Source organism: Nonomuraea sp. KM90 (genome assembly GCF_052246675.1).
GTDB lineage: Bacteria > Actinomycetota > Actinomycetes > Streptosporangiales > Streptosporangiaceae > Nonomuraea.
The window spans coordinates 1-17,411 of the sequence record NZ_JBQQCB010000029.1; the positions used below are offsets into that span (position 1 = coordinate 1).

Below are 17,411 nucleotides of genomic sequence, written 5' to 3' on the forward strand. Positions count from 1 at the left end.
CAGCACGCCAAGGGCACCGACACCGTCACCGCGTTCATCAACCTGGCCCTCGCGCTGGGCCTGCCCGGCACCCACGGCTCCGGCTACGGGTGCGTGACCGGGCAGGGCAACGGGCAGGGCGGCCGCGAGCACGGGCAGAAGGCCGACCAGCTCCCCGGCTACCGCAAGATCGACGACCCGGCGGCCAGGGAGCACATGGCCCGGATCTGGGGGATCCCGGCCGAGGAGATCCCCGGGCCCGGGCGGTCGGCGTACGAGCTGCTCGACGCCCTCGGCACCCCGGGCGGGCCGCGGGCGCTGCTGCTGTTCGGCTCCAACCCGGTCATCTCCGCCCCGGCCGCCGAGCACGTGGCCGAGCGCATCGGCGCGCTCGACCTGCTCGTGGCCTGCGACTTCGTCATGTCAGAGACCGCCGCGCTGGCCGACGTGGTCTTCCCCGTGACCCAGTGGGCCGAGGAGACCGGCACCATGACGAACCTGGAGGGCCGCGTCCTGCTGCGCCGCCGGGCCGTCACCCCGCCCGAGGGCGTCCGGAGCGACCTGGACGTCATCGCCGGGCTGGCCGAGCGGCTCGGCCACCGCTTCGAGACCGAGCCGGCCGAGGTGTTCGACGAGCTGCGCCGCGCCAGCCAGGGCGGCCTGGCCGACTACTCCGGCATCACCTACGACCGCATCGCGAACGAGACCGGCGTGTTCTGGCCCTGCCCCGACGAGGGCCCTTCCTCCCGGCACCCGGGAACGCCGCGGCCGTTCCTCGACTCCTTCGCCACCCCGGACGGTCGGGCCAGGTTCGTGCCCGTCCAGCACCGGCCCCCGGCCGAGGAGGTCGACGAGGACTACCCCGTCTACCTGAGCACCGGCCGGGTGCTCGCCCACTACCAGAGCGGCGCCCAGACCCGCAGGATCGCGCCACTCGTCCAGGCGGCTCCCGAGCCGTTCGTCGAGCTGCACCCGGACCTTGCCGAGCAGCTCGACATCGCCGCCGGGGACATCGTGCGGGTCAGCAGCAGGAGGGGCGAGGCCAAGGCCGTCGCCCGCATCAGCGACGCCATCAGGCGCGACACCGTGTTCATGCCCTTCCACTGGGAGGGCGCCAACCGGCTCACCAACCCGGCCCTCGACCCGACGTCGAGGATGCCGGAGTTCAAGGTCTGCGCGGTCAGGGTGGAGAGGGACTCATGAGGCTCGTCGTCGTGGGCAACGGGATGGCCGGGTCACGCCTGGTCAGCGAGGTGCGCACCCGTGACCCGCACATGAAGATCACCGTGTTCGGCGCGGAGACGTGCCGGCCCTACAACCGGATTCTGCTGTCGAACGTGCTGGCCGGCAGCTCCCGCCCCGACCAGGTGCGGCTCGTCGACGCCTCCTGGTACGAGGCGCACAACGTGGAGGCCGCCTTCGGCAGCGCGGTCGCCCACATCGACAGGGAGACCCGGCACGTCGTGACCGAGGACGGGCGGCGCGAGCCGTACGACCTGCTGGTCCTGGCCACCGGCAGCGACGCCATCGTGCCGCCGATCCCCGGCGTGGAGCGGGCCATCCCGTTCCGCACGCTCGACGACTGCGAGCGCATCATGCAGTCGGCCGAGCGGGCCCGCAGGGCCGTGGTCGTCGGCGGCGGCCTGCTCGGCATCGAGGCCGCCCGCGGCCTGGCCGGGCGCGGCCTGCCCGTCACGCTGCTGCACCTGGCCGGGCACCTCATGGAGCGCCAGCTCGACGTCGAGGCCGGCGAGGTGCTCGGCGAGACGCTGGCCGGGCTCGGCGTCGAAATCCGCACCGGCGTCAGCGCCTCCGGCGTGGACGAGGGCGGCGTCCGGCTCGACGACGGCGAGCTGATCGAGGCCGACCTCGTCGTCCTGGCCTGCGGCGTCCGCCCGGTCACCGGCCTGGCCGCCGACGCGGGCCTGGAGGTGCGCCGCGGCGTCGTCGTGGACGACGAGCTGCGCACCGACGACCCGTCGATCTTCGCCATCGGAGAGTGCGCCGAGCACGACGGCACCGTGTACGGCCTCGTCGCGCCCGCCTGGGAGCAGGCGTCCGTGGCCGCCGACGTCATCACCGGGGGCAAGGCGCTCTACCGCGGCTCCCGGCTCGTCACCCGGCTCAAGGCCAAGAGCGTCGAGCTGGCCGCGATGGGCGAGACGCAGCTCGGCGAGGAGCACGCCGAGGTGGTGCGCTTCAGCCACCGCGCCCGCGGCACCTACCGCAAGCTCGTCATCCGCGACGGCCGGCTGGTCGGCGCGATCCTGCTGGGTGAGAGCGACGCCGTCGGCACGCTCACCCAGCTGTTCGACCGCGGCGGGCCGCTGCCGGGCGACCGGGCCGGGCTGCTGTTCCCCGGGCTGTCGTCGGCGCCCGTGGCCGACAGCCCGACGCTGATGCCGGACGCGGCCAAGGTCTGCCAGTGCAACAACGTGACGAAGGGCCAGATCAGGGCGTGCTGGGAGGCCGGCGCGCGGGACGTGGCCGCGGTGGCGTCCGCGACCAGGGCCACGACCGGATGCGGGACCTGCCGCGACGCCGTGGAGGGCATCGTCGGCTGGCTGTGCGAGCAAGAAGGAGTCTCCGTATGAACAGGATCGTCGTCGTAGGGTACGGACCGACGGCTCACCGGCTCGTCGAGACCCTCGCGGGCAAGGGCTTCGACGGCACCGTGACCGTGATCGGCGAGGAGCCGCGCCCCGCGTACGACCGGGTGGCGCTGACCTCCTACCTGTCGGGCACCAGTGCCGAGGACCTCACCTACGAGGTGCCCGCCGGCATCGTGACCAGGCTGAACACCCGGGTCACCGGCATCGACCGGGACGCCCGGCTGGTCACGCTGGCGGACGGCGGCACCGAGCCCTACGACGTGCTCGTGCTGGCCACCGGCTCCGCCCCGTTCGTGCCGCCGGTGCCGGGCGCCGAGCACGCCTTCGTCTACCGCACCATCGAGGACCTGGACGCGATCAGGGTGGCCGCCAAGGACGCCGTGGAGGGCGTCGTGATCGGTGGCGGCCTGCTCGGCCTGGAGGCGGCCGACGCGCTGCGGGCGCTCGGCCTGAAGGCGCACATCGTCGAGATGAGCCCCTGGCTGATGCCGCGCCAGGTGGACGAGGGCGGCGGCTCGGTGCTCAAGTCGCACATCGAGGGGCTCGGGCTGAGCGTGCACGCCGGCGCGGGCGTCAAGGAGATCGTCACCGACGGCGGGGGCCAGGTGACCGGGCTGCGCAAGCCCGACGGGACGCTGGTGGACGCCCAGGTCGTGGTGTTCTCCGCGGGCATCAGGCCGCGCGACGAGCTGGCCAGGTCGTCGGGCCTGGACGTGGGCGAGCGGGGCGGCATCGTGGTCGACCCCGGGATGCGCACCTCCGACCCGTCGATCTACGCGGTCGGCGAGTGCGCGCTGGTCGGCGGCATGGTGTACGGGCTCGTGGGGCCGTGCAACACGATGGCCGAGGTGGCGGCCGACCGGATCACGGGCGGCTCCTCGACGTTCGAGGGCGCCGACATGTCCACGAAGCTCAAGCTGCTGGGCGTCGAGGTGGCGCAGTTCGGGGCGATGGAGGGGGCGCTCGACGTCACCTACATGGACCCGGTGGGCGGCGTCTACAAGAGGCTGTTCATCAGCGACGACGCGCAGACGCTGCTCGGCGGCATCTGCGTGGGCGACGCCTCGCCGTACACCTCGCTGCGGCCGTTCGTGGGCAAGGCACTGCCGGCCTCGCCGTCGGACCTGCTGTTCAGCGGGGCCGGCGCGAGCCTCGACCTGCCGGACGAGGCGCAGGTGTGCTCGTGCAACAACGTGTGCGCGGGCGACATCCGCACGGCCATCGCCGACAAGGGCGTCACCGACGTGCCCGGGATCAAGGCGTGCACGCGGGCCGGCACGACCTGCGGCAGCTGCGTGCCGATGCTCAAGCAGCTGCTGGAGAAGTCGGGCGTCGAGGTCAGCAAGGCGCTGTGCGAGCACTTCACGTACTCGCGGGCCGAGCTGTTCGACATCGTACGGGTCCGCAAGATCACGACGTTCTCCCAGCTCATCACCGAGCACGGGCAGGGCCGGGGCTGCGACATCTGCAAGCCGGCCGTGGCCTCGATCCTGGCCTCGCTGCACAACGGGCACGTGCTGGAGGGCGAGCGCGCCGCGCTGCAGGACACCAACGACGCCTTCCTGGCCAACATCCAGAAGAACGGCACGTACTCGGTGGTCCCGCGCATCCCGGGCGGCGAGATCACGCCGGACAAGCTGATCGTGATCGGCGAGGTGGCCCGCGACTTCGGCCTCTACACGAAGATCACCGGCGGGCAGCGCATCGACCTGTTCGGGGCCCGGGTCGAGCAGCTGCCGGAGATCTGGCGGCGGCTGGTGGACGCCGGGTTCGAGTCGGGGCACGCGTACGGGAAGGCGCTGCGTACGGTGAAGTCGTGCGTGGGCTCGACCTGGTGCCGCTACGGCGTACAGGACTCGGTGGGCATGGCGATCGCGCTGGAGCTGCGCTACCGCGGCCTGCGCTCGCCGCACAAGCTGAAGTCGGCCGTCTCCGGCTGCGCCCGCGAGTGCGCCGAGGCCCGGTCGAAGGACTTCGGCATCATCGCCACCGAGCAGGGCTGGAACCTGTACGTCGGCGGCAACGGCGGCTTCAAGCCCCGCCACGCCGACCTGCTGGCCAACGACCTGTCCACCGACGAGCTGATCAGGACCATCGACAGGTTCCTGATGTTCTACATCCGCACCGCAGACCGGCTGCAACGCACCGCCGCCTGGCTCGAGTCGCTGGACGGCGGGCTCGACTACCTCCGCGAGGTGATCATGGAAGACTCGCTCGGCATCTGCGCCGACCTGGACGCGCAGATGGAGCACCACATCGCCACGTACGCCGACGAGTGGCAGGCCACGCTGGACGACCCGCAGAAGCTGAGCAGGTTCGTCAGCTTCGTCAACGCCCCCGGGATGCCCGACCCGTCGATCGTGTTCGGCAACGAGCGCGGCCAGATCAAGCCGGTGATGGCCCGATGAACTGGACGACGATCTGCGCCTACGACGTGCTGCCGCCGGAACGCGGCGTCTGCGCCCTGGTGGAGGGCGTCCAGGTGGCCGTCTTCCGCACCTACGACGGCGACCTGTACGCGCTGGACAACCTCGACCCCTTCAGCGGGGCGTACGTGCTCTCCCGCGGCATCGTCGGCACCAGGAAGGGTGAGCCGACGGTCGCCTCCCCGCTGCACAAGCAGGTGTTCTCGCTGGTGACGGGGCGCTGCCTGGACGACGGAGGCGTGTCGGTGCCGGTCTACTCCGTGCGGGTGGGTACCGGCGGGCACGTGGAGGTCAGCCTGGAGCAGCGGGTGGAGGTAGGCGTCTAGCGGAACTCTCCGGCGAGGACCGGGCCCCGGGTCGTACGGCCTGGGGCCCGGTCTTTCTTCGCGTACCGGCTGCGACGCGGGCGAACGTCAGGCTAGGCTCTGGGTCTCCGCGGCGCCCGCTTCCACCGGGGGATAGACATGTGGGCTGCGGTGGGCCGCCGGAAGCACGCATCGACGTCCGGACTCGACGCTGTCACAACGTTCGGCTTCCTCGCGCTGGGGGAGAGGTTCGGGGTTCGCCTGGGTTCGCGGCACTGGATGGACGGTATCGGCGCTCCCGTTCGCGCTGGTCTCGGGACGACAACGATCACGGCACTGACCTGTCTCGCCAATTCCAGTGAACCGTTACGGTGAGTAATACCCGGACCAGGCAAAGGGGTCGTGCGGAGTGCCTAAACCCCGCATTCGCCGCCGACGGACGCGGGCATCAAAGCGGTCATGAGCAAGATTTCTCAGCGCAGGGCACTCCTGCTGGCCGCGATCGTCCCCGCCCTCCTCGTCGCGGGCTGCTCCGCCGGGAGCAACACGCAGGCGATGAAGGGGGCGGCGAGCCCCGGCACGCCCACCGACATGGACTCCATGCCACCGGAGGAGACCGACACCTCCTCTCCCGAAGCCACGGACACCGGCGAGGCCACGCCGACCGAGACCGGGGCCGGCGGCCAGGCGCAGTCGGCCGTCCAGGGCTACTTCAACGCCCTCAAGTCGGGGAACGTGGACCAGGTCGTCAGCTCGTTCGCCGACGACGGGATCGCCGCCGTGGACGGGGAGGCCACGGCGGAGGGCAGCCAGGCGATCCGCACCCTGTTCCAGAAGCAGTTGCAGGGCGCGAACGACATGGGGAAGGCCACGCACACCATCGACGAGGCGCGTACGGCCGGCAGCGACGACGCGATCGTCCGCTCGACGAGCAAGCAGGGGGGCGACAACTACCGGGAGCTGTTCGTGCTCACGCGGGACGGCGGGGAGTGGAAGATCGCGCAGTTCATGAACAACCAGGCATCATGAGGCACCTGCGCGGTTGAGAGCTCCCGATCGGGGTGCTCCCGGGGTGGGGTGGCGGCGTTTCCCGGGTTGGGGGTCTTCCCCCTTCCCGGCCGATCCGTCGCCACCGGCGGCCATTCCGGGGTCGAAACGGCTGGAGGTAACTAGCCGTATACCGCGCGGTTAAGGCTCGTCATATCCGGAAATATGGGCTTTTGGAGGCTTGGGTTAATTTTGCTGGTTGTCGCCGGGAATGCGCGGTCTGATGCGGCGCTGATCCACCAGGGCGAGGTAGACGGCGAAGGCGCCCTGCGTCCACATCGCGGCTTGTTGCGCGGTCAACCTGATCTCCTCGCCCTCGTGTGAGACGATCATGTAGCCGCCCAGCGGCATTCGTCGCCACGCGACCAATACGTTCTCGTAAACGAGCACGTCGAGCATCGCGGTCAGATATTCGCGGCCGGCGGCGGACACGGCGCAAGCCTCCTCGCTCCTCCCGAATTCTCGCTTCTGCCTTCATTGCGCTGCCTCTATTGTGCGCGCCGTATCGGGAAATGTCGCACCTTTCGCGCGGCGCCCGAGAACCTGGGCCCGGCCACCGGTGTATGTAGACCGGAGGTGGTCTCATGAGGAAGATCCTTGTCGCGCTGGCCGCGGCGGTGGCGCTGGCCGCCGGAGCCGTCCCGGCCGCGGCCGCCGGCGGGTGGGCGGTGACGTACCTGGATCCGCCGCCGTCCCGGTTCGAGGCCGGTCAGTCGTACGCGCTGGGGTTCTGGGTGCTGCAGCACGGCACCCACCCGTTCGTGGGCAAGCTGGACCCCGTCGGGCTGCGGCTCACGCGGGCGGACGGCGAGAGCGTGACGTTCGAGGGGACGGCCCTGCCCGAGGCCGCCCACTACGCGACGTCCGTGGTGGTGCCCGAGGGCGTGTGGAAGGTGGAGGGCCTACAGGGGTGGTTCCGGCCGTACGAGGTGGGGACGCTCACCGTTCCCGGCTCGCTGCGGATCAACCCCGTGCCTCCTGACCTGGTGGCGGGGCCTGTCGAGGGCGCCAAGAACCACTGGGGCGACGTGCGCCCGCCCGGCTTCGAGCCCGGCACGGCGGCGGCTGCGCCGGCACAGGCGTCGGCTCCTCCGGTGTCGGCCCCGGCGTCGGCAGCGGCAGCGGCTTCGACCCCGGCGGAGGCGCAGGCTTCTTCGGCGCGGGTCGAGGAGGCCGGTGGGGTGCCCGCGTACACGCTGCTGCTCGCCGCCATCGGCGGGGCGGTGCTGGCGGTGGCGGCGCTCCGGCTCCTGACGCGGCGGAGGGACGACGAGCCCGATCCGCCGGTTGACGAGAAGGAGGACACCATCGTCATTTCTGGGTAGGGGGCAGACCGCCGGGGTGCGCCCGCGACGCCGTTTTCCCGAGCGGCACCCGTCGGGGCGCACCCCGGCTCTCGGTCTCGCGTCGGGGGTGGGGTTGATGGGTGCGGTGCTGGGGCTCGTGGCGCTGCTCGCCGTGGGGGTCGCCGGGGTCTATGCCGTGTCCGCCTTTCTCGCGCCCCGGGGGGTGGTGCGGGCGGGGCCCTTCCTGTCGGGGGCGCGGCCCAGGGAGCACGCGCTGTCCCGGTTCCACGTGCGGTGGTACGCGGTGACGCTGATCTTCCTCGCCTTCGACATGGAGATGATCTTCATGTACCCGTGGGCGGTCGTGGTGGCCGAGGTGGGGGCCATGGCGGTGGTGGAGATGTTCGCGTTCCTGGCGTTGTTGCTGGTGGGGGTGCTCTACGCCTGGCGGGAGGGGGCGTTCCGGTGGGTGTGAGCGGGTGGTTGCTGCGGCGGGCCGCCGTCCGGCCGCGGATTCTGGTCGTGGGATGCCCGTACGGGACCCGGGCCCGCTTGCTCGCCGAGGCCGAGGCCGGGCGGCGGGGGTGGCCGGCGGCGCGGGCCCCGGCCGAGGCGGGGGTGCTGGTGGTGTGCGGGACTCCCGGGGACGAGATGGCGGCGGCCGTCGGCACCGTCTGGGACGACATGCCGGGGCCCCGGGCACTGGCCGAGCTGGCGCCGGACGTGTCGGAGAGCGAGGTCGCCGCCGCCTTGGACACGGCCGTCGAGGTGCTGGGCGACGAACGGGCCCAGGACGCCGACCGTCCTGCGGGGATGTCGAGTGTGGCGGGGGGCGACCGACCTGCGGGGCCGCCGGGTGATCGGACGCACGGCGGCGACGGGCACATGGGGGCGGCCGGTGGGGTGGGTACGGCGGAGCGCGGGCCGGATCGGGACGGGCTGAAGCTGGATCGGCTGCACGTGCCGCTGGGGCCCGTGCTGGCCGACTGGCCCGCCGGGCTCGTGGTCGAGACCGTGCTGCAGGGAGATGTGATCCAGGAGGCCGTCGTACGGGTCGTACCGCCGGGCCGCCCCGGTGGCGTGGGGTTCTGGGACGAGCCCTGGCGGCGGGCGGGCGGGGTGCGCCGCGAGGAGGCGGGGCGGCGGGCGGCGGCGGCTCGCCTGGACAGCCTCGGGCGGCTGCTCGGCGTCGCCGGGTGGCCCGCGGCGGCCAGGGACGCCCGGTCGCTCCGGGACCGGCTGCTCGCGGGCTCCTCCGCCGCCTCGGTGAGACGCGACTACGAGCGGTTCTCCCGGCGGGTGCGGCGGTCCCGGGTGCTGCGCTGGATGCTTCGGGGGGCGGGGGTGGTCGAGGGCGGGCCGGGATGGATGCGCGGGGACGTGCTCGATCGGGCGTATCGGTGGCTGGACTCGGCCGGGGCCGCTCTCGACGCCCTGGACGGGCGCGCGCCCGCGGGGGCGGCCGGACACTTCGATGGGTCCACGTCCGTGGCGGCGCTTTCGATGTTGCCGGAGCTGCTCGCCGGGGCCGAGCTGGCCGTGGGGCGGTTGGTCGTGGCGAGCCTCGATCCGGACGTCGAGCAGTTGCCCGCCGGGTCGGCGGTGTCCAGTGAGTGAGCACGTTAGTGAGCGTGTGGGTGAGCACGTAGGCGTGCGCCGTGGGTGAGGCGGTGGGGCTGGTGCTCGGGCTGGTGGGGCTCGGGTGGGTGGCCGCCGCGCTCGATGCCGGCCTGGGCGGGGCGTGGCGTGGTGCCATGGGGGTGCCGTTGGGGGAGGTGGCGCGGTTGGTGACGCAGCGGCGGCGGCGCACGCTCGTACCCGATGGTCTGCTCGTCCGTACCGGCATCGTCGCCCTGCTCCTCGCCGCCCTCCTGGCCGCCGTCGTGCTGCCCGTCGGCGAGGCGCCCGTGCTCGACACGAGTGTCGGGATCGTCTGGTTCAACGCCATGGAGGTGTGCGTCTGGGGTGCCCTGTGGCTGGTCGGGTGGGGGGTCAACTCCGTGTACCCGCTGATCGGCGGCTACCGGTTCCTGGTGCAGGGGCTGAGCTACGAGCTGCCGCACATGTTCGCGCTGATCACGGTGGCGCTGGGTGCGGGGTCGTTGCGGATCGGGGACGTGGTGGCGGCTCAGCGGGAGCTGTGGTTCGTGGTGTGGATGCCCGTCGCGTTCGTGGTCTACCTGATCTCGGCGGCGGCGATGGCGTTCTGGGGTCCCCTGGGGCAGCCGCTGGGCCGGGACGTGGCCGGCGGGGTGCCCGCGGAGCTGGCGGGGGCCGACCGGTTGTTGTTCACGATCGGCCGGTACGCGCTGCTGATCGTCGTGGCCGCCGCCGCGGTGCCGTTGTTCCTGGGCGGCGGCGCGGGGCCGGTGCTGCCCGGCTGGGCGTGGGCGGCGATCAAGACCGTGGCCGTGTTGTGCGTGTTGGTGCTGGTCAAGCACCGGGTCCCGGCCGTACGGATGGATCGGTTCACCGAGTTCGCGTGGGTGGTGCTGATCCCGCTCGCGCTCGTGCAGACGCTGGTCGTCGGAATCGTGGTGCTCCCGTGAGCGTGGCCTTCTGGGTGCTCGCCGTCCTCGCCGTGGCGAGCGGCGTGGCCGTCTTCGTGGTCGACTCGATGGCGCGGGCCACGTTCGCGCTGCTGGCCTCGCTGCTGGCCGTGGGCGGGACGCTGCTGCTGGTCGATCTGCACTACGTGGGCGTGCTGGTGATCCTGATGATGGTCATGGAGATGCTGGTCATGGCGGTCTTCATGATCATGTACATGATGAACCCGGGCGGGTTGACCCCCATGAAGATGGTGCACAACCCCCGGGGCGCCGCGCTGATCGCGGGGGCCGTCTTCGTGCTGCTGGCCGCGGGGGTGTTCCTGTCCCCCTGGCCCGAGCGGAAGGGGCGGCCGCCCGCCGACCCCACACGCGCGCTCGGCCTGTCGATCATGGGACCGAAGATGCTCGTGATGATGGTCATCGGTGTGGCCATCCTGGCGACCATGATCTCCACCGTCGTGCTGGCGACCCACCGGGGGCGGTACGACCGATGACGCTCGAAGCCTTCCTCCTGCTGGCCGCCGCGCTGTTCTCCGTCGGCCTGTACGGCGCCCTGTCCCAGCAGTCCATCGTCATGCTCATGATGGGCCTCGAACTCATGATCAACGGGCTGATCGTGGCCGGCGGCGCCTTCTGGTACTTCGTCGCGCCCCAGACCGCCGACGGCCAGGTCCTCGTGCTGGTCGCCGTCACGGTCATGGCGCTCGAGATGGCCATGGGCTTCGCGGTCACCACCGCGATCTTCCGCGCGCGCGACGTGGACATGACCGACGACGCCGGAGACCTCAGAGGGTGAGCGCTCTCCTGTGGCTCCTGCCCCTGCTGCCCATCGGCGCGGGCGGCGCCCTCCTGCTCGTACGGCGGGCGGGCCGGGCCGTGGCGATCCCCGTGGCCGCGCTGACGCTGGCGCTGGCCGCGCACGCGGCCGTGACCAGGCCCGCCGTGACCACCCGGCTGCTCCTCCAGGAGGGGCTGGCCGTGGACGGGCTGTCGGCCGTCATGGTGATCACGGTGGCGGCGGCCGGGCTGGCCGTGCTGGTCTTCGCGGCGGGGGAGCTGCGGGAGGCCAGGTTCCACGGGCTCATGCTGATCTTCCTGGGCGCGATGCTGGTGACGGTCACGGCCACGGACCTCCTGCTGCTGCTGATGGGGTGGGAGGTCATGGGCGCCATGTCGTACGCGCTCATCGGCTACTGGTGGCACGAACCGGGACGGGTCCGGTCCGGCACCGTCGCCTTCCTCACCACCCGGGCCGGGGATTTGGGGCTCTATTTCGCGGCCGGGGCGGCCATGGCAGGGGGCGGTGCCCTCCTGCTGTCGGGGCTGCCGCAGGCTCCGTGGCGGGATCTGGTGGCGGGCGGGATCGTGCTGGCGGCGCTGGGGAAGTCGGCACAGCTGCCGTTCTCGTTCTGGTTGTCGCGGGCGATGGCCGGGCCCAGCCCGGTGTCCGCGCTGCTGCATTCGGCGACGATGGTGGCGGCGGGGGCGTACCTGCTGCTGCGGGTGCAGCCGCTGCTCGCCGCCACCGGGTGGGCGGAGGCCGTGGTGACCTGGGCGGGGGCGCTGACGGCGCTGCTGCTCGGGGCCGTCGCGGTCGCGCAGCGCGATCTCAAGCAGCTCCTGGCCGCCTCCACGTGTGCGCAGCTCGGGTTCATGGTGGTGGCGGCGGGGCTGCCGGCCGTCGCCGGGGGTGTCGTGCACCTCGTCGCGCACGCCGCCGTCAAGAGCCTGCTCTTCCTCGGGGCCGGGGCCTGGCTGTCGGCGCTCGGGACGGAGGAGTTGCGCGGGCTGGGTGGGGCGGGACGGCGGTATCCGGTGGTGGGGGTGGCGTTCGGGGTGGGGGCGGTGGCGCTGGCGGGGGTGCCGCCGCTGTCGCTGTGGGTGACCAAGGACACGATCCTGGGGGCGGTGCGGGAGCCCGGGCTGTACGCGGTGCTGCTCGTGGCCGCGCTGCTGGCCGCCGCGTACTCGGCCAGGGCGCTGGTCGCGGTCTGGGGGCGGCCTGCCGGCGGTCGCCCGCCCGGTCGGGCGGTGACGGGGTGGGAGCGGGCGCCGATGCCGGTGCTCGCCCTGGCCGCCGCCGGGCTTGGGGTGGTGGGGGTGCCCGGGGTGTTCGAGGCGTGGGGGCGGCTGGTCGGCGATCCCGGCGCGGCCGCGCCCACGATCGGCGGCCTTGCGCTGTCCGGCGGCCTGGCGCTCGCCGTGGTGGCCGCCGTGATCCTGATCCGGCCCGGTACGGTCGTCGTCCCGGCGCGGCGGGCGGGCGGGGTGCTCGGCGGGTGGCTGGGTCTGGAGCGGGCGGCCGTGGTGCTCGTCGCGCGGCCGGTCATGGCGCTGGCCCGGACGCTCGCCCGGTTCGACGACCGGGTGCTGGACGCGGGCGTGCACGGTGCCGCCCGGGCGGGCAGGGCGGTGGCGGGGGCGGCCGGGGCGTTCGACGACCGGGCGGTCGACGCCGCCGTGGCGGCGGTGCCCCGCGCGGGCCTGGGCGCCGCCCGGATCGTCAGGGCCCCGTTCGAGGCCGGGCTGGACGGCGCCGTACGGGCGGTCGCCGCCACGGCCGGCCGCCTCGGCGCGCTGGCCCGGCGCCCGCAGACCGGCCAGGTACACCTCTACTTCGCCCAGGCGGCCGTCGCGCTGATCGTGCTGGCCGTCGCATTCGCCATCCTGAGGTGAGCGTGCTCTCCATCGTGATCTTCCTGCCCCTGGCGGCCGCCGCCGCGCTCCTGGCCCTGCCCCGGCTCGGCGCGCGGGCGGCCACATGGATCTGGATCGCCGCCACCGCCGCCGACCTGGCCCTGGTCGTCGCCATGTGGGCCGGGTACGGCGGCGGCATCGCGTACGAGATCAGGCTGCGCTGGATCCCCTCCGTCGGCGCCGGCTACCACGTCGGGGTGGACGGCCTGTCGCTCCCGCTGATCGCGATGACCTCGCTGCTGTTCCTCCTCTGCGCCGTCTACTCGCTCGGCGAGACCCACCGGCCCCGGGCGTACGCGGCGCTGTTCCTGTTCCTGCAGACCGTCTGCCTCGGCGTGTTCGCGGCGCTCGACCTGCTGCTGTTCTTCGTCTTCTTCGATCTGGCGATCGTCGGCATGTACTTCGTGATCGTCGGCTGGGGGCACGGGGACCGGGCGCGGTCGGGGCTGAAGTTCTTCCTGTACACGTTCCTCGGCTCGCTGGCGCTGCTGCTCGGCTTCATCGGCCTCTACCTCGCCGCCGAGCCGCACACGTTCGACATGGCCGACCTGATCGCGAACCCGCCGCCGGCCGGCGCGGCGGTGCTGCTCGCCGTGGGGATCGGGCTCGCGGTGAAGACGCCGGTGGTGCCCGTGCACACCTGGCTGCCGCCCGCCCACACCGACGCGCCCGCCGCCGGCTCGGCGATCCTGGCCGGGGTGCTGCTGAAGATGGGCACGTACGGCCTGGCGCGCATCGCCGTGCCCATGCTGCCGGGGCAGTGGCGGGCGTACGCCTGGGTGGTCATCGCGATCGGGGTCCTCAGCGTCCTGTACGGCGCCCTGGTCGCCCTCGCCCAGGAGAACCTGAAACGCCTGATCGCCTACACCTCCGTGAACCACATGGGCTACATCGTCCTGGCCCTCGGCGCGGCCGGGCTGAGCGGCGGCCGGGCGGCGCGGGAGCTGGCGGTCAGCGGGGCCGTCACGCAGATGGTCAGCCACGGTCTCATCACCGGCGCGCTGTTCCTGATCTCCGGCGTCCTGTGGGACCGGGCCGGGAGCTACCAGATCGGTAAATATGGCGGGATCGCCGGCAAGGCGCCGGTCCTGAGCGGGCTGACGGCGATGGCGGCGTTCGCCTCGCTGGGCCTTCCCGGCTTTTCCGGATTTATCGCCGAATTTCAAATTTTCACCGGCGTCATCGGGGCGGGCGCCGTGGTCGCGGGCGCGGTCTCCCTCACCGGCATCCTCATCACGGCGGCCCTGCTGCTGCGGATGCTGCACCGGGCCTTCCTCGGCGAGCCGGGCGAGCTGACCGGCCGGGTCGCCGACCTGCGCCCGCACGAGTCGGCCGCGATCGCCCCGCTGCTGGCCCTGTCGCTGGTCATCGGCATCGCACCGCGCTGGCTGCTCGACCTGATCGAGCCCGCCGCCCAGGCCGTCGTGACGCTGGCCGGCCGATGAGCCTTCTGGCGCTGCTTCCCGAGCTGCTGATCCTGGCGGGCGCGGTGGCCGGGCTGGTCACGGGCCTGTTCGTGGCGCGGGATCGCCAGCGCGTGGTGGCCTGGACCAACGGGGTGGCACTGGCCGGCGCGGCCGCCGCGACCACGATGAATCCCGAGACGATGGCGTTCGACGGGTACGTCGTGGACCGCGTCACGAACGTCACCCGCCTCACCGTCTCCCTCGCCACCATCCTCGTCATCTGCCTGGCTGCCGGCCGGGCCAGGGCGAACGCGCGCGAGAGCGAGCTCTACACGCTGGTCGCGCTGGCCGCCCTCGGCACGATCGCCATGGCGGGGGCAGGGGACCTGCTCGTGCTCGTGGCGGCGTACCTGCTGGCGAGCATTCCCGCGTACGCGCTGGCCGGTTTCGCCAAGGACGCGCCGGGCACCGAGGCGGCGCTCAAGTACTACCTGATGGGCGCCTTCCTCGGCGTGCTCATGCTGGCCGGCGTCACGATCGCGTACGGCTCCTCCGGCGCCACCGCCTACCCCGAGACCCGCGCCCCCGCCGTGGCGGCGGTCCTGCTGCTGGCCGGGCTGCTGTTCAAGGCCGGCGGGGTGCCCGCCCACTTCTGGGTGCCCGACGTGGCGGAGGGTGCGTCGCGGCCGGTGGCGGCGTTCGTCACGACAGTGCCCAAGATCGGGGCGCTGGCGGCTCTGTACCGGCTGGCGTCCGGGGTGTTCGACGAGCCCGCGCTGATCGCGGTCGTCGCGGCGGCCACGATGACGCTGGGCAACCTGGCCGCCTTCCACCAGGACAACGTGCGCCGCCTGCTGGCGTACTCGACGGTCAGCCAGGCCGGCTACCTGCTGGTCCCGGTGGCCGTGGCCGGGCGTACGGACCTGGCGGAGCCGGCGCTGCTGTTCTACCTGGCCGCGTACGCGATCACGAACCTGGGCGCCTTCGCCGTCGTGGTCACGGCGGGCACGGACACCCTGGCCGACTACGCCGGGCTGGCCAGGCGGTCGCCGTGGACGGCCTTCGCCCTGGTCGTGTGCCTGCTGGGGCTCGTCGGAACCCCGCCGACGGCCGTCTTCGCCGGCAAGCTGCTGATGTTCGCGGCAGCCTGGGACGGGGGATACGCCTGGCTCGCGGTCCTGGCGGCCGCCAACACGGTGGCCAGCGTTTTCTACTACCTGCGCTGGATCCGGCCGGTGTTCGCCCAGGAGGGCGGAGCCGGGGAGAGCCGGACGGGCGCGGTCGCCCTCGTGGCCGCGGCAGGTTCTCTCGCGCTGGGAATAGCCGCCGGCGTCGTCCTGCTCATCGCATGACGGCCTACGGTGTGGGCCGAGGAGGTAACGGCGAGCGGCAGCCGTCACCCGTGACGGGGCAGACGTCCACGGAATATTCGCGGTCGGTGAGAATTCGCTGCAGGGAGGCTTCCACGAGCGATCGCTGGAAGTCGGTGCGGATGCGGCGTGCGATGACCACGATGGTCACTTCCGCGGCTCCCCCGAGCAGGAGCGCGGCGGCTGCGGACTGCGCGTGCCCGCCCTGGACCCAGGTGTCCTTCAGCACGCCGATGTGCCTGCCTGCCACTGTCGCAGGATCAGGCACGATGAAGTGCTCGGGCCGAGCCTCTCGTCGCTGCGCCTCCGGAATGTCAGGAGCGGCTTCGAGCCTCAGCCGGGCCCAGCGATCTGGAAGGACGGCTGCCAGCGTGGCGAGAGGATGGGTGCCAGTACGTCCCCGAAGCGAGGGAACCGTCGTCACGCCTGTGACGGGCCTGGCGGCCACGACATCGAGACACGACGCGTGGGTACGGGAAAATCCCAGAAGGAGAAGAAGTAACCGCTGGTAAGAGGGATTGCGGAGCCGCTGGGCTTCGGGCATCGGATCTTTGTACCGGTACATGTCCCGGTCCGCCTGGGTGCCCACAATGGCATAGCTCAACGGGACGACCCGGCCCGCGACGGGCACTTGTCCTCGGCTGGCATCCACGTTGCAGCGGTAGCACCGCCTGTATTGCGGGGAGACGGGACCTGTGCAGATGTCGCACGTGACATTCGGTATGCGGAGAGGGTTCGACATGACCGCGCCAAGCCGCTCACGAATCATCTGCCGGAGCGCCGGTGATGTCTCCGACAATGGAGTCAGCCAATCCCCGAAAGGAAACTCTCAAGCTGCTTGGGACGGTCCAGCAGGTCATCGACGATGGCCATCGCCTCGTGGGTGTCCTGAGCCACGTGGACGTCGGGCTTGCCCGCCGTGACCCGTCCCCACTCGGTGCGGTCGAGCACGGAGCGCATCAGGATCACGGGCCGGCCGTGTTCCACCGCCTTGCGCGCCTGGATGCGGGTCCCGCTCCGCTCACCGGCCTCGACGATGATCGTCGCCAAACTGTAGCCCGACATCGTGCCGTTGCGCAGCGGGAACGTCGTCTTGTCCGGTGCTCTGTCCGGCCAGAACTGAGAGAACACCGTCCCTTGCTCCGCGACCTCCCGATGAAGATCGCGATTTTCGGGGGGAAAATGTTTGCGGATCCCCGTACCTATGACGGCCACCGTTCGGCCGCCCGCGCGGAGTGCGGCCTGATGTGCGGCCGTGTCGACGCCGGCGGCCAGGCCCGAGACCACGGTGAGGCCACGCTCCACGAGTCGCGTGGCCAACTCGGCCGTGATGGCCCGGCCTTCTGATGAGACCGCTCTGGAGCCGACCACCGCCACCCCGTCGTCCTCAGCGCGGACCGCCCCACGGGCGAAGAGCAGCGGGGGCCGGTCGAACACGTCGCGGAGGCGGTGTGGGTAATGATCATCGCCCAGGGTGATCACCTGGATGCCGTCCCGTTCGCAGGACGTGATCTCCTCCGTGGCTCTGGCGATAGCCTCATCCACGGGATCCGAGAACAGGTCGACGGGCGCCAGGTGCTCGCGCAGCACCGTCACCGGCGATGCTTCATCGGCGAGTCGCTGGACGAGCTCGCGCTCGCCCTTCTCCGTGGAGGTGTGCCGAAGTAGCGCCACCAACGCGGCGCGCTCCCTGTCGTCCCACCGGCCCACATCACCAGCCTAGTGTCTCGACCT

17 protein-coding genes are annotated in these 17,411 nt (G+C 72.2%); 14 read left to right on the forward strand and 3 right to left on the reverse strand.

Going from position 1 to position 17,411, the window contains the following annotated elements; translation table 11 throughout:
• From ACTWPW_RS26930 to ACTWPW_RS26950, 5 genes are all read left to right on the forward strand, one after another.
• Positions 1-1,182, forward strand: a 1,182-nt coding sequence (locus tag ACTWPW_RS26930) for a molybdopterin oxidoreductase family protein (RefSeq protein ID WP_443170259.1), incomplete at its 5' end; no start/stop codon positions are given.
• Positions 1,179-2,573, forward strand: coding sequence for an FAD-dependent oxidoreductase (locus tag ACTWPW_RS26935; protein ID WP_375115326.1), 1,395 nt, complete (start codon positions 1,179-1,181; stop codon positions 2,571-2,573). The genes ACTWPW_RS26930 and ACTWPW_RS26935, both read left to right, overlap by 4 nt.
• The gene (gene nirB / locus ACTWPW_RS26940) at positions 2,570-4,999 is read left to right on the forward strand and encodes a nitrite reductase large subunit NirB (RefSeq protein WP_443170260.1); all 2,430 of its coding nucleotides are present in this window, start codon (positions 2,570-2,572) and stop codon (positions 4,997-4,999) included. Before ACTWPW_RS26935 ends, nirB begins: the two co-directional genes overlap by 4 nt.
• On the forward strand, positions 4,996-5,343 hold the full coding sequence (gene nirD, locus ACTWPW_RS26945) for a nitrite reductase small subunit NirD (protein WP_375115324.1): 348 nt from the start codon (positions 4,996-4,998) through the stop codon (positions 5,341-5,343). Before nirB ends, nirD begins: the two co-directional genes overlap by 4 nt.
• 438 nt (positions 5,344-5,781) lie before the next feature.
• Positions 5,782-6,351 (forward strand): YybH family protein, encoded by a 570-nt coding sequence (locus ACTWPW_RS26950; RefSeq protein ID WP_364125359.1) that lies wholly within the window; start codon positions 5,782-5,784, stop codon positions 6,349-6,351.
• 204 nt (positions 6,352-6,555) lie between these two features.
• Here ACTWPW_RS26950 and ACTWPW_RS26955 read toward each other — a convergent pair whose 3' ends face one another.
• The gene (locus ACTWPW_RS26955; RefSeq protein ID WP_375115323.1) at positions 6,556-6,801 is read right to left on the reverse strand and encodes a hypothetical protein; all 246 of its coding nucleotides are present in this window, start codon (positions 6,799-6,801) and stop codon (positions 6,556-6,558) included.
• A 152-nt stretch (positions 6,802-6,953) separates the two neighbouring features.
• On the opposite strand from ACTWPW_RS26955, the gene ACTWPW_RS26960 reads away from it, so the two are divergent.
• The 9 genes from ACTWPW_RS26960 to ACTWPW_RS27000 all read left to right on the forward strand — a co-directional run bounded on the left by ACTWPW_RS26960 (position 6,954) and on the right by ACTWPW_RS27000 (position 15,659).
• Positions 6,954-7,694: a hypothetical protein gene (locus ACTWPW_RS26960; RefSeq protein ID WP_375115322.1), complete on the forward strand. Its 741-nt coding sequence runs from the start codon at positions 6,954-6,956 to the stop codon at positions 7,692-7,694.
• Positions 7,695-7,791: 97 nt separating this feature from the next.
• The gene (locus tag ACTWPW_RS26965; protein ID WP_375115321.1) at positions 7,792-8,130 is read left to right on the forward strand and encodes an NADH-quinone oxidoreductase subunit A; all 339 of its coding nucleotides are present in this window, start codon (positions 7,792-7,794) and stop codon (positions 8,128-8,130) included.
• Positions 8,127-9,272, forward strand: coding sequence for a hypothetical protein (locus ACTWPW_RS26970; RefSeq protein WP_443170261.1), 1,146 nt, complete (start codon positions 8,127-8,129; stop codon positions 9,270-9,272). The genes ACTWPW_RS26965 and ACTWPW_RS26970 overlap by 4 nt, the downstream gene beginning before the upstream one ends.
• A 41-nt stretch (positions 9,273-9,313) precedes the next feature.
• Positions 9,314-10,204, forward strand: coding sequence for an NADH-quinone oxidoreductase subunit H (locus ACTWPW_RS26975; protein WP_443170262.1), 891 nt, complete (start codon positions 9,314-9,316; stop codon positions 10,202-10,204).
• Complete coding sequence (locus tag ACTWPW_RS26980; protein WP_443170263.1) at positions 10,201-10,698, forward strand: NADH-quinone oxidoreductase subunit J; 498 nt, start codon at positions 10,201-10,203, stop codon at positions 10,696-10,698. The genes ACTWPW_RS26975 and ACTWPW_RS26980 overlap by 4 nt, the downstream gene beginning before the upstream one ends.
• Positions 10,695-11,000, forward strand: coding sequence for an NADH-quinone oxidoreductase subunit NuoK (gene nuoK / locus ACTWPW_RS26985; protein WP_443170264.1), 306 nt, complete (start codon positions 10,695-10,697; stop codon positions 10,998-11,000). The genes ACTWPW_RS26980 and nuoK overlap by 4 nt, the downstream gene beginning before the upstream one ends.
• Positions 10,997-12,880: an NADH-quinone oxidoreductase subunit 5 family protein gene (locus ACTWPW_RS26990; protein ID WP_443170265.1), complete on the forward strand. Its 1,884-nt coding sequence runs from the start codon at positions 10,997-10,999 to the stop codon at positions 12,878-12,880. The genes nuoK and ACTWPW_RS26990 overlap by 4 nt, the downstream gene beginning before the upstream one ends.
• Positions 12,877-14,346 (forward strand): complex I subunit 4 family protein, encoded by a 1,470-nt coding sequence (locus tag ACTWPW_RS26995; RefSeq protein WP_443170266.1) that lies wholly within the window; start codon positions 12,877-12,879, stop codon positions 14,344-14,346. Before ACTWPW_RS26990 ends, ACTWPW_RS26995 begins: the two co-directional genes overlap by 4 nt.
• Positions 14,343-15,659: an NADH-quinone oxidoreductase subunit N gene (locus ACTWPW_RS27000; protein WP_443170267.1), complete on the forward strand. Its 1,317-nt coding sequence runs from the start codon at positions 14,343-14,345 to the stop codon at positions 15,657-15,659. The genes ACTWPW_RS26995 and ACTWPW_RS27000 overlap by 4 nt, the downstream gene beginning before the upstream one ends.
• 4 nt (positions 15,660-15,663) lie before the next feature.
• Here the strand turns inward: ACTWPW_RS27000 and ACTWPW_RS27005 are convergent, their stop codons facing one another.
• Complete coding sequence (locus tag ACTWPW_RS27005) at positions 15,664-16,308, reverse strand: hypothetical protein (RefSeq protein ID WP_443170268.1); 645 nt, start codon at positions 16,306-16,308, stop codon at positions 15,664-15,666.
• Positions 16,309-16,481: 173 nt separating this feature from the next.
• The gene (locus ACTWPW_RS27010; RefSeq protein WP_375115312.1) at positions 16,482-17,387 is read right to left on the reverse strand and encodes a DNA-processing protein DprA; all 906 of its coding nucleotides are present in this window, start codon (positions 17,385-17,387) and stop codon (positions 16,482-16,484) included.
• Positions 17,388-17,411: the final 24 nt, after the last annotated feature.

Coding starts and splice junctions, on each gene's coding strand:
- ACTWPW_RS26950 (WP_364125359.1), top strand. CDS start 5,782: ATGAGCAAGATTTCTCAGCGCAGGGCACTCCTGCTGGCCGCGATCGTC.
- ACTWPW_RS26960 (WP_375115322.1), top strand. CDS start 6,954: ATGAGGAAGATCCTTGTCGCGCTGGCCGCGGCGGTGGCGCTGGCCGCC.
- nuoK (WP_443170264.1), top strand. CDS start 10,695: ATGACGCTCGAAGCCTTCCTCCTGCTGGCCGCCGCGCTGTTCTCCGTC.
- ACTWPW_RS26935 (WP_375115326.1), top strand. CDS start 1,179: ATGAGGCTCGTCGTCGTGGGCAACGGGATGGCCGGGTCACGCCTGGTC.
- nirD (WP_375115324.1), top strand. CDS start 4,996: ATGAACTGGACGACGATCTGCGCCTACGACGTGCTGCCGCCGGAACGC.
- ACTWPW_RS27000 (WP_443170267.1), top strand. CDS start 14,343: ATGAGCCTTCTGGCGCTGCTTCCCGAGCTGCTGATCCTGGCGGGCGCG.
- nirB (WP_443170260.1), top strand. CDS start 2,570: ATGAACAGGATCGTCGTCGTAGGGTACGGACCGACGGCTCACCGGCTC.
- ACTWPW_RS26965 (WP_375115321.1), top strand. CDS start 7,792: ATGGGTGCGGTGCTGGGGCTCGTGGCGCTGCTCGCCGTGGGGGTCGCC.